General features: G+C 54.9%; 15 protein-coding genes. 9 read left to right on the top strand and 6 right to left on the bottom strand.

The annotated features are described in order from the left end of the window. Positions 1-87 precede the first annotated feature (87 nt). Both INF77_RS05385 and INF77_RS05380 read right to left on the bottom strand, forming a co-directional pair. Positions 88-783 carry a response regulator gene (locus INF77_RS05385; protein WP_075206212.1) on the bottom strand — a complete coding sequence of 232 codons (696 nt, stop codon included), beginning with the start codon at positions 781-783 and terminating at the stop codon, positions 88-90. Next, the gene (locus tag INF77_RS05380; RefSeq protein ID WP_193532058.1) at positions 767-2,407 is read right to left on the bottom strand and encodes a sensor histidine kinase; all 1,641 of its coding nucleotides are present in this window, start codon (positions 2,405-2,407) and stop codon (positions 767-769) included. The genes INF77_RS05385 and INF77_RS05380 overlap by 17 nt, the downstream gene beginning before the upstream one ends. A gap of 178 nt (positions 2,408-2,585) precedes the next feature. On the opposite strand from INF77_RS05380, the gene yjdI reads away from it, so the two are divergent. Both yjdI and INF77_RS05370 read left to right on the top strand, forming a co-directional pair. After that, entirely contained in the window at positions 2,586-2,816 is a 231-nt protein-coding gene (gene yjdI / locus INF77_RS05375) for a 4Fe-4S mono-cluster protein YjdI (protein WP_041908367.1), read from the top strand. A 10-nt stretch (positions 2,817-2,826) separates the two neighbouring features. Then, the gene (locus INF77_RS05370) at positions 2,827-3,099 is read left to right on the top strand and encodes a GNAT family N-acetyltransferase (RefSeq protein ID WP_028014304.1); all 273 of its coding nucleotides are present in this window, start codon (positions 2,827-2,829) and stop codon (positions 3,097-3,099) included. A 36-nt stretch (positions 3,100-3,135) separates the two neighbouring features. Here the strand turns inward: INF77_RS05370 and INF77_RS05365 are convergent, their stop codons facing one another. Both INF77_RS05365 and INF77_RS05360 read right to left on the bottom strand, forming a co-directional pair. Then, positions 3,136-4,365, bottom strand: coding sequence for an amino acid permease (locus INF77_RS05365; RefSeq protein ID WP_193532057.1), 1,230 nt, complete (start codon positions 4,363-4,365; stop codon positions 3,136-3,138). 119 nt (positions 4,366-4,484) lie between these two features. Next, on the bottom strand, positions 4,485-4,946 hold the full coding sequence (locus tag INF77_RS05360; protein ID WP_193532056.1) for a multidrug/biocide efflux PACE transporter: 462 nt from the start codon (positions 4,944-4,946) through the stop codon (positions 4,485-4,487). Between the two features lie 104 nt (positions 4,947-5,050). Between INF77_RS05360 and INF77_RS05355 the strand changes: the two genes are divergently transcribed. The 6 genes from INF77_RS05355 to wzz(fepE) all read left to right on the top strand — a co-directional run bounded on the left by INF77_RS05355 (position 5,051) and on the right by wzz(fepE) (position 12,126). Next, on the top strand, positions 5,051-5,917 hold the full coding sequence (locus tag INF77_RS05355) for a LysR family transcriptional regulator (RefSeq protein ID WP_045629969.1): 867 nt from the start codon (positions 5,051-5,053) through the stop codon (positions 5,915-5,917). A 93-nt stretch (positions 5,918-6,010) separates the two neighbouring features. Further along, the gene (locus INF77_RS05350) at positions 6,011-7,189 is read left to right on the top strand and encodes an acetyl-CoA C-acetyltransferase (RefSeq protein WP_028014300.1); all 1,179 of its coding nucleotides are present in this window, start codon (positions 6,011-6,013) and stop codon (positions 7,187-7,189) included. 235 nt (positions 7,190-7,424) lie between these two features. Further along, positions 7,425-8,261: a 5-dehydro-4-deoxy-D-glucuronate isomerase gene (gene kduI, locus INF77_RS05345; RefSeq protein WP_193532055.1), complete on the top strand. Its 837-nt coding sequence runs from the start codon at positions 7,425-7,427 to the stop codon at positions 8,259-8,261. Positions 8,262-8,324: 63 nt separating this feature from the next. Further along, positions 8,325-9,086, top strand: coding sequence for a 2-dehydro-3-deoxy-D-gluconate 5-dehydrogenase KduD (gene kduD / locus INF77_RS05340; RefSeq protein WP_003862835.1), 762 nt, complete (start codon positions 8,325-8,327; stop codon positions 9,084-9,086). A 313-nt stretch (positions 9,087-9,399) separates the two neighbouring features. Next, on the top strand, positions 9,400-10,815 hold the full coding sequence (locus INF77_RS05335) for a sugar porter family MFS transporter (RefSeq protein WP_028014298.1): 1,416 nt from the start codon (positions 9,400-9,402) through the stop codon (positions 10,813-10,815). 186 nt (positions 10,816-11,001) lie between these two features. Continuing rightward, positions 11,002-12,126 carry an LPS O-antigen length regulator Wzz(fepE) gene (wzz(fepE), locus tag INF77_RS05330; protein WP_045260915.1) on the top strand — a complete coding sequence of 375 codons (1,125 nt, stop codon included), beginning with the start codon at positions 11,002-11,004 and terminating at the stop codon, positions 12,124-12,126. 37 nt (positions 12,127-12,163) lie between these two features. On the opposite strand, the gene INF77_RS05325 is transcribed toward wzz(fepE), so the two are convergent. Beyond that, complete coding sequence (locus INF77_RS05325) at positions 12,164-12,487, bottom strand: cupin domain-containing protein (RefSeq protein ID WP_028014296.1); 324 nt, start codon at positions 12,485-12,487, stop codon at positions 12,164-12,166. Between the two features lie 133 nt (positions 12,488-12,620). Between INF77_RS05325 and INF77_RS05320 the strand changes: the two genes are divergently transcribed. Beyond that, complete coding sequence (locus INF77_RS05320) at positions 12,621-13,313, top strand: aspartate/glutamate racemase (protein ID WP_049136427.1); 693 nt, start codon at positions 12,621-12,623, stop codon at positions 13,311-13,313. Here INF77_RS05320 and INF77_RS05315 read toward each other — a convergent pair. Then, a complete protein-coding gene (locus tag INF77_RS05315; RefSeq protein WP_136485083.1) occupies positions 13,308-14,234 on the bottom strand; it encodes a LysR family transcriptional regulator in 927 nt (308 codons plus the stop codon). The genes INF77_RS05320 and INF77_RS05315 overlap by 6 nt on opposite strands. Between the last annotated feature and the right edge of the window lie 121 nt (positions 14,235-14,355).

Here is a 14,355-nt window from a genome sequence, read left to right as displayed (position 1 = left end):
GCAATGATTCCGAAGTGTGACTGTCACCATCGTTTCAGCAATTAACACCATAAAATCCGCGAACGTTTGCGTGCGAACGGTTTCGGATTACGGTTTATCGTCGGCTTTGCGGTATAGCCGCCGTGGATGACCAATATTGCCATACAGCATTTCGACGATGATTAACCCGCTCTCCACGCAGTATTCCAGGTAGCGACGCCCCGTGGTTTTGCTGATCCCCACGTTTTCCACCACCTCTTCAACCGACATCGCACTGTCGGGATGTTCGGCGAACAGGCGTTTAATCCTTTCCAGCGTTTGGGGTTCAATGCCCTTCGTCGACGGCGTAATGGAGGCTTCCGCGGCAGGCAGATTAAACAGACGATCCAGCGCGTGCTGGTCGACCACCTTCACCTGCTGCACGGTGTGGACGAAGCGCATAAACCGCTCCAGCGAGGCGTGCAGGCGCTGGAAAAAGACGGGCTTGATCAGGTAGTCAAACGCGCCGCTGCGCATGGCATGGCTGCAGGTCTGCATATCGCTGGCGGCGGTGATGAAGATCACCGAGCATTCATAGCTTTTCAGCAGCGGGTTATCGATGAGCTCCACGCCTTTACCGTCCGGGAGATAGTTGTCCAGCAGGATAAGCCGCGGCTGATGCTGACGAATCAGGCTGCATGCCTGCTCAATCGACGCGGCGATGCCCACCACGCGCAAGTGAAAATTCTGCTCGATATACTCGCGATGCAGCTCCGCCAGGTGCGGTTCATCTTCAACGATCACAACGTCAAGTGGTTGGGTCATGCTGTTGTCCATTGGGAATAAACACAGAAAAAATGGTGCCCTGCGGCGTGTTGTCGGCGATCTCTATGCTGCCGCCCGCTTTCCTGATATAGCCTGCCACCAGAAACAGGCCAATACCGTGTTCGGTACCCACAATGTCGTTTTCACTTTCCGGTTTGCTGCTGAACCCCTGGCGGAAAATGTGTGGCTTCACCGCCTCATCCACACCGCAGCCTCTGTCTGCCACCTCTATCAACAACTCCTGGTTGCGGTCAGAAATGTAGAGTTCCACCGGCGCGGGGACCGGTGCCTTAAGGGTCGCGTCCACCGCGTTATCCAGCAGGTTACCAATAATGGACATCAGCTCCGTTTCGTTGAGCGTGCGGGGCATGCGGGTGAGCTGGCAGGCCGGGTCAAACTGCAGTTCAACGCCTTTTTCGCGCGCGCTGACGTATTTTCCTAACAGCAGCCCGCACAGGGCCGGAGAGACAAAATGGGCGGAGACAAAATCCAGCACGCGCTGCGCGCCTTCTGACTGCATCTGGATGTAACGGATCGCCTCGTCATAGTGTTTCATCTGCAGCAGCCCCACCAGCGTTGCGGTCCAGTTCAGCTGCTCGTGGCGCATAATGCGCAGGTTGTCCGCATAGCGCTTGATCTGGCTCAGTTGGCTGCTGAGGGTGTTAATGTCGTTTTTGTCGCGAAAGCTGTACACCCAGCCGCTTTCAACGCCGGGTTCGACCTCAATCGCCACGCGGTTAACGATCACCTCTCGCTGGTTAAGCACTGCGATCTGGTCGTGGCGACCAGCGCTTACCGAGGCGTAGCGCTGGGATAAAAAGCCCGGCGACGTCTGCAGAACGACTTCCAGCGGTTTGCCGATAAGTTCTTTCTCACTTTGATGAATATCGAGCATCTCCCTGGCTGCCCGGTTAATTAAAATCAGCTGCTTCTCTTCATTGATGGCAAATACCCCCTCGTACATGGCTTCTAATAGCGCGCGTTGCTGCAAAACCAGCTGGGCGATATCTTTCGGCTCAAGGCGGAACATCTGCTTTTTAAGATTGCGGGTAAACAGCCAGGAGAAAATAAACAGCAACAGCAGAAGGGCAATACCGTACAGTCCAGCCTGCCAGAGAATGCGGGCGTTAATATTGGCGATATACGAGGTCAGATAGCCGACCGAGACGATGCCAATTACCTGATGCTGCGCATTAAAGATTGGCGCTTTGCTGCGCAGCGACACTCCAATCCCGCCCTGACGCACGGAAATAATGGTTTTGCCTTTTAACACCTCCGCATTATCCCCTCCAATCATCGGTAAATTAATGCGCTCCGGTGATTCCGAATGATAAAGGTGCTGTTCCCGGGTATCGCCAATCACAATATAGCTGGCATCGCTTTCGGCACGCAGCGGCTGTATTAAGCGGGCGATACCGTGGATATCTCTGGCTGCCACCATTTCCGCCAGACCCGGTATCAGGGCGATTTCACTGGCCTGAACCCGGGCGCGCTGGCCCAAATCGTGGTGTAGCTGTCGGTCAATAAAATGAAACAGGATCGTTCCCAGCAGAACTAACAGCAGGCAGGAGAAGCACACCAGCGCTAAAAACAGCTTTACCTGAAAAGAGAGTCTGCGTTTCATTCAACCTGTGCTAGCCCTATGAAAGTGAGAGATTTGCGGAGCCTGACATGTGCCAATAGCGGACGCAATCTGGCGAGAAAAGAGTTGTGACCTGGCTTTTCGTTTTCGGCGTTATAGCCATCAGGATCCCGTAAGGCTATGCTTCATTCAGCACGATAATAATTACAGAGGCAATGTCATGGATAAAGAACTACTGGATGAGGGTTACCGGGCCTATACCGGCGAGAAAATTGACGTTTATTTTAATACCGGGATCTGCAAACACTCAGGTAACTGCGTGCGTGGGAGCGCAAAGCTGTTTAATCTGAAACGTAAGCCGTGGATCATTCCCGATGAAGTGGACGTTGAAACGGTTGTACGCGTGATTGATACCTGCCCGAGCGGTGCGCTGAAGTATCGCCAAAAATAAGCGAGGAACCATGGATATTCTGGAAGGCCATAACAAGTTTTACGTGAATGATGAGAACGGCAACCAGGTCGCAGAGATTGTCTTCGTGCCGACCGGCGAGCACCTGAGCATTATCGAGCACACTGATGTGGATGAGAGCCTGAAAGGGCAGGGCGTCGGTAAACAGCTGGTGGCGAAAGTGGTGGAGAAGATGCGCGGTGAGAACCGCAAAATTATTCCGCTGTGCCCGTTTGCGAAGCATGAGTTTGATAAGACGCGGGAATATGACGATATTCGGGCGTAAATAACGCGCCCGGCAGCACGCCGGGCACGAGTACGTCTAGCCAACAAACATCACCGACACGCACAGCACGCCGACGATCAGCGTCAGCATGCTGCCAATGGAGCGGTACGGTTTCAGGGAAGGGATCAGATACGTCGACAGCGTCGGCATGATAAACAGGATCATGGCGATAAGCGGGCCGCTGATGGCGTAAATCATCGAGATGGCGTTCGGGTTAATGCAGCAGACCGCAAAGGTGATTAACGACACCCCCATAATGGAAATCGCGCGGTTAAAGGCGCGGCTCTTTTTAATCCCCACCTGATTAAGCGACGACTTCACGATCTCCGTCGCCCCTTCAATCACCCCAAAATAGGTGCCGAGGAACGATTTCGACATCGCTACGATCGCCACGATAATCCCGGAAATTCCGAGCCAGGCTGGGGAAGACGGCATCATCGACAGCGCTGACAGAATCGTCACCCCCTGCTCTTTGGCGACCATAATATAGGACGGTGGGATAGAGAGCAGGCAGCTGAAGACAAAGAACAGCACGCTCAGGCAGATAATCAGGTACGCCACCTTCATGATCTTCTTGCATTTATCCATGGCACCGTCGGCAAACTTCTCGCGACGGTCAACGGCAAACGTTGAGATAATCGGGGTATGGCTAAAGGCAAACACCATCACCGGAATTGAAATCCATACCTGATGCAGCGTTTGGCGATCGAAAGCCATCTGGCTGGTGAGCAACGAGGGCTGCCAGCTTCCGGTGAGATAGATCGAGACAAACAGGAAATAGGCAATCAGCGGAAACACCAGGAAGCCCATCACTTTTATCGTGATATGCCGTCCCATCAGGAAAATCAGATTCAATACCAGCACCACCCCCAGGCTGACCAGCACGCGAACGGCGGTATCCACCGTCAGGTGTTTTGCCAGCTGCTCGGTTAACGAGTTGGTAATGGCCACCGCATAAATCTGCACCACCACAAAAAAGGCGATGAAATAGAGCGTGGTGATCAGATTGCCAATCTTCTTACCATAGTAGTGGGAGACGGCGCCGGTGATCCCTTCATTACCTTTTGTGTTTGACGAGAGAATAAATTGCGCCAGCGCCCGGTGCGGCCAGTAGGTTAACGGATAGGCCACGAGGGCGGTGATAAACAGGACAATAGCGCCTGCGGAGCCCAGCTGAATGGGCAAGAACAGCGTTCCTGCGCCCACGGCCGTGCCATAGAGAGCGAAACTCCAGAGAGTCTCATCTTTTGACCAAATTTTCGACATTAGAGCAACGTTTCAACTAACAAACCATCAGAATGGCGTGCAATTTACCATAGTTATGCCTGAAGAGCGCAGTTGCTTCGACGGAGTTTGGCCGGAACAGGCGTCCGGCCAGCGGGGGTTTAGCCTGCCAGAGCGCGTCGTTGCTGGCGACGCTTAAGGAATTTCTCACGCAGGTTATCGTATGCCCAGTTATAAAACATGGTGTATGGCAGGAAGAACAGGAAGAAACCAATTTCTAACGTGAATGCCTCAAGCAGGGTCACGCCCAGCACGGCGGCGACAATCGACACGCCGATTACAATAAACCCGCATTCGAACCCCAGGGCGTGCAGCGCGCGCACTTTTGCCGTACGTTTTACGCGCTGGACAGGCCAGAAACGGTCGAAGCCGAAGTTATAGATAATGTTCCAGAGCATGGCGGTGGTAGCCAGGATAATGGTTAACCCACCCATCTCCACCACCGAGCGCTGCATCAGCCATGCCGCCGTGGGGGCGAGAATTGACGTGGCAATCCCTTCGAAACAGACAGCATGAAAGATCCGCTCCGGCAGCTTACGTTGGAGTGCATCCTGATGTTGCATAGTGTAGACCTCATTTATTCACCGGTATGGGCATTGATGCAGCCTATTTTTATCGCTAAAGCTGATATATTAAAGATAGTATCCATCGATAAAGTAGATAGTTTATGCGCTATTCACCTGAAGCTCTTACCGCATTTGTTGAGACCGTTGCGGCAGGCTCTTTCTCTGCTGCCGCGCGCAGGCTGCGTAAAAGCCAGTCGACGATCAGCACCTCCATTGCCAACCTTGAAGCCGATCTGGGTTTCGAACTGTTTGACCGCTCGGCGCGCCAGCCGGTGTTAACGGTCCAGGGAGAACAGGTGCTGGGCTATGTGCAGGCCATCCTTGCCGCCAGCACGCGGCTGGATGAGCTGGCGGTGTCGTTAACGGCACAAACGGAGGCGCGTCTGACGTTTGTCCTCTCCGATACCCTCAACCCCGACGTGCTTGAAGATCTGATGAAGCAGTTTGACGCTCGCTTTCCCCACACGGAGTTCGAATGCCTGATTGGCGAGGAAGAGGACGTGATCGATCTGCTGCAAAAGGAGCGCGCGCAGGTGGGGCTGACGGAAGCGCGAGACGGTTATCCTACGGATATTGGCGCTACCCGGCTGCCGGTGCAGACCCGAATGGCGATATATGCCGCGACCACGCATCCGCTCGCCGGACAACACGAGGTGCAGAGCGACGAGCTGCACGGCTGGCGGGAGCTGAGGCTCAGTACCTACCTTGAGCGCGAGGCTGAGATCGCGCGCGGGCCCGTCTGGTCAGCGCCGAACTACCTGTTACTGCTGAGTATGGCCGTCCAGGGGTTCGGCTGGTGCGTGCTGCCGTGCGCGCTGGTGGATGAATTCGCCGCCGCGAAGTCGCTAGTACAGCTCAATGTTCCCGGCTGGCCACGGGCGATCGGCATCGATCTGCTGTGGAATAAACGATCCCCTCCCGGCGTGGCCGGAAGCTGGCTGCGGCAGTATCTGCAGGATGCACGCTAATCCTTGTGATTAAACTCACTATTTTTAAACAATTAAGATAATTGCCAGTAACAATCCTCTACTATCGTCATGTCATTTAACACAGAGGTCGTGATGAAAGATGTCGTAATAGTGGGTGCGTTGCGTACGGCTATCGGCTGTTTTCAGGGAGCGCTTGCGCGTCACTCGGCGGTTGACCTGGGCAGCGTGGTCGTTAAAGCGCTGGTGGAACGTAGCGGGATCGCAGCCCATGAAGTTGATGAGGTGATCCTGGGGCAGGTTCTCACGGCCGGTGCCGGGCAAAACCCTGCGCGTCAGGCGGCGCTGAAGGGCGGGCTGCCCAACACCGTCTCCGCTATTACCATCAACGACGTCTGTGGTTCAGGGTTAAAAGCGCTGCATCTCGCCACCCAGGCCATTCAGTGCGGTGAAGCGGATGTGGTTATAGCTGGCGGACAAGAGAACATGAGCCGCGCGCCGCACGTTCTCACCGATAGCCGAACCGGCGCGCAGCTGGGTAACAGCCAGCTGCTCGACAGCCTCGTGCATGACGGGCTGTGGGATGCGTTCAACGACTATCATATGGGCGTGACGGCAGAAAACCTGGCGCGCGAGTACGGCATTAGCCGCGAATTGCAGGACGCCTATGCGCTCAGTTCGCAGCAAAAAGCGCGTGCCGCGATTGATTCCGGTCGCTTTCGCGACGAGATTGTCCCGGTCAGCACGCAGCGTCAGAACGGCGAGGCGATCGTCGTCGATACTGATGAACAGCCGCGCACGGATGCCAGCGCGGAAGGCCTGGCGAGACTGAATCCCGCGTTTGAAACGCAGGGCTCGGTCACCGCTGGCAATGCCTCGTCCATTAACGACGGTGCCGCCGCCGTGATGATGATGAGCGAAAGTAAAGCCCTTGAACTCGATCTCCCCGTGCTGGCCCGCATTAAGGCGTTTGCCAGCGTGGGCGTGGATCCTGCGTTGATGGGGATTGCGCCGGTCTACGCTACCCGTCGCTGCCTGGAGCGCGCAGGGTGGCAACTTTCGGATGTCGATCTGATCGAAGTGAACGAAGCCTTTGCCGCGCAGGCGATCTCGGTCGGCAAAATGCTGGAGTGGGATCCGCTGCGGGTCAACGTGAACGGCGGTGCAATTGCGCTGGGTCATCCCATCGGCGCGTCCGGCTGCCGAATCCTGGTTTCGCTGGTCCACGAAATGAAAAAGCGAAACGCGCGCAAAGGGATCGCTACCCTCTGTATAGGCGGCGGACAGGGCGTGGCGCTCGCCATCGAACGCTAATTTCTCCTCGCTTAAAAAACCTCCTTCGGGAGGTTTTTTTTATCGTGTTCTTCTCTTCATGGGAAGTAATCGTGATCCGCGCGTCATTTCTGTTATAAACAAAAATAAAAAATGAAACGTTGTTTTAATTGCAATTGAAAACCCTATTTTATGCCGCTAGTATGTGTTCATCATAAAACGAAACGTCGTTTCGTTTAATTTCTGCCTTCGGGCATGACCACATCTGGAGGTTACCGTGGACGTCAGACAAAGCATCCACAGCGCGCACGCCAAAACGCTGGATACTCAGGGACTGCGCAGCGAGTTTTTAATTGAGCAGGTGTTCGAAGCCGATAAATACACCATGGTCTATAGCCACATCGACCGCATTATCGTGGGCGGCATTATGCCGGTGGCGAAAACCGTCTCCGTGGGCGGTGAAGTAGGCAAGCAGCTGGGCGTAAGCTACTTCCTGGAGCGTCGTGAACTGGGCGTGATTAATATTGGCGGGCCGGGCACGATTACCGTGGACGGCCAGTGCTACGAGATTGGCCACCGCGACGGGCTGTACGTCGGCAAAGGGGCGAAAGAGGTGGTCTTTGCCAGCATCGACGGCCGTAAACCCGCGAAGTTTTACTACAACTGCGCCCCGGCGCACACCGCTTATCCAACCAAAAAAGTAACGCCCGCAGACGTTGCGCCCGTGACGCTGGGCGACAACCTCACCAGCAACCGCCGCACCATCAATAAATACTTCGTGCCGGATGTGCTGGAAACCTGCCAGCTCAGCATGGGGCTGACCGAGCTTGCGCCAGGCAACCTGTGGAACACCATGCCGTGCCATACCCACGAACGCCGCATGGAAGTCTACTTCTACTTCAATATGGATGAAGACGCCTGCGTGTTCCACATGATGGGACAGCCTCAGGAAACCCGTCATATCGTCATGCATAACGAGCAGGCGGTGATTTCACCCAGCTGGTCTATTCACTCCGGCGTGGGGACGAAAGCCTATACCTTCATCTGGGGGATGGTTGGAGAAAACCAGGTCTTCGATGATATGGACCACGTCGCGGTTAAGGATCTGCGCTAGTCGCGGGCAGTTAAGCATACATCTGCCTGTTGATGACAGGCGCTGAAAGAGTAAGGAACAAACATGATTCTGGATGCATTTTCTCTGCAGGGTAAAGTGGCCGTGGTTTCCGGGTGTGACACCGGACTGGGCCAGGGGATGGCGTTAGGCCTGGCGGAAGCGGGCTGTGATATCGTCGGGATTAACATCGTTGAGCCCACGGAAACCATCGAACGCGTAACCGCGCTGGGCCGCCGTTTTCTCAGCCTGACCGCCGACCTGCGTAAAATCGACGCCATTCCGGAGCTGCTGGATCGCGCGGTGGCGGAATTTGGCCATATCGACATTCTGGTCAACAACGCGGGGCTGATCCGCCGTGAAGACGCGATTAACTTCAGCGAGACCGACTGGGACGATGTCATGAACCTGAACATCAAGAGCGTGTTCTTTATGTCCCAGGCGGCGGCGAAGCACTTCATCGCGCAGGGCAAGGGCGGCAAGATCATTAACATCGCCTCGATGCTCTCCTTCCAGGGCGGCATCCGCGTGCCGTCTTACACCGCGTCGAAAAGCGCGGTGATGGGCGTGACCCGCCTGCTGGCGAACGAATGGGCGCAGCACAACATCAACGTCAACGCGATTGCGCCGGGCTACATGGCCACCAACAACACCCAGCAGCTTCGCGCGGACGAAGAACGCAGTGCGGCGATCCTGGAGCGTATTCCGGCGGGCCGCTGGGGGCTGCCGAGCGATCTGATGGGGCCGGTAGTGTTCCTGGCTTCCCCGGCATCGGACTATATCAATGGTTATACCGTCGCGGTTGATGGCGGCTGGCTGGCGCGATAACCTAACTTATGACAAATACCTCTGCTCTTCGGCGGAGGTTTTTTTTGCTTAAAATTTGTCAAAGTCCATATTGATAAACACGAAAAATCCATACTTAAAAATCATAGATGACTGCCATCACATTTTTATTATTGAAAAATTAAGGCGTTAGTAAAATAAGGTGATTATCCAGCATTAGTTGAAATTGTAATGTCCATCACAGATCGCTATGCCATAGCGAAATAATCCATATCTTCACGAATTCCGGCCTGACACTTTTCCCCGCTATCTCGTAATTTCATTTAACGAATTTTGCTGTTGAGGCAGGAAAAATATGACATCTATAAATGACTCTACCCTGATGCCCGCCGCGCTGCGCGATACCCGCCGCATGAACCAGTTTGTCTCCATTGCGGCAGCCGTGGCCGGTTTGTTGTTCGGCCTGGATATCGGCGTTATCGCCGGGGCGCTGCCGTTTATTACCGATCACTTTACGCTGAGTAACCGCCTGCAGGAGTGGGTGGTGAGCAGCATGATGCTCGGCGCGGCCATCGGTGCGCTGTTTAACGGCTGGCTTTCGTTCCGCCTTGGGCGTAAATACAGCCTGATGGTCGGGGCGGTCCTGTTTGTTGCCGGGTCCATTGGTTCGGCGTTTGCCACTAACGTTGAAGTGCTGCTGCTCTCCCGCGTGCTGCTGGGCGTGGCGGTGGGGATTGCCTCCTACACCGCGCCGCTGTATCTCTCCGAAATGGCGAGCGAGAACGTGCGCGGCAAGATGATTAGCATGTACCAGCTGATGGTGACGCTGGGCATCGTGCTGGCGTTCCTGTCTGACACCTACTTCAGCTACAGCGGTAACTGGCGGGCGATGCTCGGCGTGCTGGCGCTGCCTGCGGTAGTGCTGATTGTTTTAGTGATCTTCCTGCCCAACAGTCCGCGCTGGCTGGCGCAAAAAGGGCGTCACGTGGAAGCGGAAGAGGTGCTGCGCATGCTGCGCGACACGTCTGAGAAAGCGCGTGAAGAGCTGAACGAGATCCGCGAAAGCCTGAAGCTGAAGCAGGGCGGCTGGTCACTGTTTAAGGCTAACCGCAACGTGCGCCGCGCGGTGTTCCTCGGCATGTTGCTGCAGGCGATGCAGCAGTTCACGGGGATGAACATCATCATGTATTACGCCCCGCGCATCTTCAAAATGGCCGGTTTTACCACCACCGAACAGCAGATGATCGCCACGCTGGTGGTGGGGCTGACCTTTATGTTCGCCACCTTTATTGCGGTGTTCACCGTCGATAAGGCCGGTCGTAAGCCTGCGCTGAAAATTGGCTTTAGCGTGATGGCGCTCGGTACGTTGATCCTCGGCTACTGCCTGATGCAGTTTGATAACGGCACGGCGTCCAGCGGCCTCTCCTGGCTCTCCGTGGGCATGACCATGATGTGTATTGCTGGCTACGCGATGAGCGCCGCGCCGGTGGTGTGGATCCTGTGCTCTGAAATTCAGCCGCTGAAATGTCGCGATTTTGGTATCACCTGTTCCACCACCACCAATTGGGTGTCGAACATGATCATCGGTGCGACCTTCCTGACGTTGCTGGATGCGATTGGCGCGGCGGGAACCTTCTGGCTCTATACGGTGCTGAACGTGGCGTTTATTGGCGTGACATTCTGGCTAATTCCAGAAACCAAAGGCGTGACGCTGGAACATATTGAACGCAAGCTGATGAGCGGGGAGAAACTGCGAAATATCGGCGTGTAAGGTTAATGCCGGGTAAGCGCAGCGCCACCCGGCGTTTTGTTAGCGTGATGCTGAATAACTACCAACTTTGATAGCAATTCCTCAGATAGTCCATTCACGCGTTCAGATTATTCTTAGTTTCTTGTATTATCGGGCAACTGAACTCACCCGGCAGGAATTTACTGCACCCGAAACAGAAGAACGGCTATGTCAGCAATGGATTTCAAAAAAAATACGGACCTCGATTTTTCCTCATATGCTCCTCCAGCAGTCAGTTCAAAAGAGATCGATCTTCTGGGCCTGTTAGATATTCTGATTACCGCGAAAAAACGCATTGCCACCATTATCTTTGTTTTCGCGCTGGCAGGTCTGGCAATTGCGCTTCTACTGCCGCAAAAATGGACCAGTAAAGCGGTGATCACTCCGGCGGAACAGACACAGTGGAACCCGCTGAGCCAGATGATGGTTGCGCTGCAGGTTCTTGATGTGAAGGTGCCGGTTACCCGTCAGGAAGTCTTTGACCTGTTTATTAAAAAATTCCAGTCGCAGTCATTGCTTGAAGAGTATATGACCTCTTCCCCTTACGTGATGGCGCAGCTCAAGAATGCGCAAGTGGACCCGCTTGAACTGCACCGTGCAGTTGTCAATATTGCAGACAAAATGAAAGCGGTGAATGATGTTCAGGGAAAAGATGCGGATAAAGCGCCTTTCGTCTCCTGGACATTGAGCTTCACCGCGCCGACCGCAGCCGATGCCCAATCCGTTCTGGAGGGGTATATCAACTATATCTCGGCAATTGTTGAGAAAGAGACGGTGCAGAATATCCGCAACCAGATCGCCCTCAAAACGAACGAGGTAGAGCAGCAGCTGACGCTCGACCGCGTTCGTCTGACCAATGTACATAACACCAACCTGCAGCGGCTGAACTATTCGCTGGAAGTGGCGAATGCGGCGGGCATTAAGAAGCCCGTTTATAGCAACGGACAGGGGATAAAAGACGATCCGGATTACTCCGTTGCGCTCGGGGCTGACGGTATCGCGGAAAAGCTAAGGATTGAAAAAAATCTGAAGGATGTGACGGAGCTGAACGCGGACTTCCAGAACCGGGAATATTACCTGGCGCAGCTGAAACAACTCTCCTTCGCAGACGTTAAGCTTGAGCCATTCAGGTATCAGCTTTCGCCATCGATGCCGGTGAAAAAAGACGGCCCGGGCACAGGCATGATTGTCATTCTGGCGGCGATCCTTGGCGCTCTGTTTGCCTGCGGCAGCGTATTACTCCGTGAGGCCATGCTCAGCCGAAACCCATTGCCAGAGCCGGTAACGGAATAAATTCTGCACACATGAAGGCGCTGCAACAGCGCCTTTTTTATTTCAGGAAATCCTCGCGAACAGGCGTAAAGGTGTCCAGCAGCGTGCCAGCCCTGAGGCAGACGCAGCCATGCATCACATGTGGTTGTTTGTAGAGGGTATCTCCCGCCGTTACGACATGCTTCTCTTCACCAATGGTAAACTCAAATTCACCAGAGAGAACATAGGTTAACTGTTCGTGCGGGTGGTTATGCAGTGGGCCAATCGCGCCCTGCTCAAACTGTACTTCAACCGCCATCATCCTGCCGCCGTGGGCTAGCACGCGACGCGTAACGCCATTCCCCAGATCTTCAGACGCGGTCTCTTTGTGGAACATAAACATGGCTTTGCCCTTCATAATAAAACAGTGTTTTATTTAATTTACATTGGCCAGCTTAAAAAGAAAACGACGTAATAAAGAACTGGAAACAGGATCACAAGTTTGCTTCACTGGCTTAAACAGATAAGGAGCGATGATGAAAACGATTGGCCTGATAGGTGGGATGAGCTGGGAATCGACAATCCCTTATTACCGCCTGATTAACGAAGGCGTAAAGCAGCGTCTGGGCGGCCTGCACTCCGCGAGCCTGCTGCTGCACAGCGTTGATTTTCATGAAATCGAAGCCTGCCAGTCGAGCGGCGAATGGGATAAAGCCGGAGAAATCCTGGCTGATGCCGCGCTGGGGCTGGAGCGTGCGGGGGCGCAGGGCATTCTGCTGTGTACCAACACGATGCACAAAGTGGCTTCGCACATTGAAGCGCGCTGTTCGCTGCCGTTCCTGCACATCGCGGACGCCACCGGACGCGCCATTCGCGCTTCGGGAATGTCGCGCGTGGCCTTGCTGGGCACACGTTACACCATGGAGCAGGATTTCTATCGCGGGCGCTTGCACAGCGAGTTTGGGATTGAAAGCCTGATCCCGGATGAGGGGGACCGGGCGCGCATCAATCAGATTATCTTCGACGAGCTCTGCCTCGGAACCTTCAGCGAAACCTCTCGCGCATATTACGTCAGCGTAATAGATAAACTGGCGCAGCAGGGGGCTGAAGGGGTGATTTTCGGCTGCACGGAGATCGGTTTGCTGGTGCCGGGCGAACGAAGCCCCATCCCGGTGTTTGATACCGCGGCCATTCACGCGGCAGATGCCGTGGAATTTATGCTGTCATAACGGGTTTTGCAGGTCAGGTAAGCGAAGCGCCACCTGACGCGCATGCTCAATTAAATGTTCGGTGAATGCGTCCACCAGCGCGGAAGCCGGACGGTGCAGCGGGCGGATAAGGCTTACGGTGAACGGGACGGAAACGCTAAAACGGCGGATGACGATCCCGCTTCCTGCATAGTCCAGCGCCGTAAGCGGATTGACGACCGCAACGCCAACGCCCGCGCGCACCATCGCGCATATTGACGCCGCGCTGTGGGTTTCAACGACCATCCGCCGCTTCACCTGATGCTCAGAAAAAAGCGTATCCAGCAGCTGCCGGTAGCTGTCCGTTTGCGACAGGCTAATGTAGTTTTCACCATGAAAATCCGCGGGCGTCAGCACTGCTTTGTGGGCAAGCCGATGCCCGGCGGGCAGAACGCACACTTCATCCAGCGCGAGCAGTTCCGTGCGCGCCGTTCCTGCGGGTGTCGAGAGGGTTTCGGTTAACCCGAGATCGTGGCGCTGTGCCGACAGCCACTCTTCAAGCAGAGGCGACTCCTGCGGCACGATGGTGAGATTGACCTCAGGATAGCGGGCCAGAAAAGGCTGGAGCAGCGTCGGTAAGAAGGACTGAGAGAAGACGGGCAGGCAGACAATCGACAGCTCGCCCTGACGAAACTCGCGCAGGCTTTCCGCCGCGCTGACGATTCTGTCCAGCCCGTACCATGAGCGCTGCACTTCCTCAAACAGGCGCAACCCCTGCACCGTCGGGTGAAGCCTGCCCCGGGCACGTTCGAACAGCTTCAGCCCCAGCACTTTCTCGAAGCGCGCCAGCTCGCGGCTGACCGTCGGCTGCGAGGTATGCAGCATCTGCGCGGCTTCGGTGAGATTGCCGGCGGTCATCACGGCGTGAAAAATCTCGATGTGGCGTAAATTGACGGCGGGCATAGGGCACCTGAAAGCAAGGAACTGTCCATATCATTTTTGCATAGACTCGCGATAAAACGATATTTTTTATTCTGCTTCCGCTGTGGCGTAATCATAAAAAATGAATTGAACCGGAGAAGAC

Source organism: Enterobacter cloacae complex sp. P1B (genome assembly GCF_014982345.1).
Classification (GTDB): domain Bacteria; phylum Pseudomonadota; class Gammaproteobacteria; order Enterobacterales; family Enterobacteriaceae; genus Enterobacter; species Enterobacter bugandensis.
This window is presented reverse-complemented; position numbering and strand designations above follow the sequence as displayed.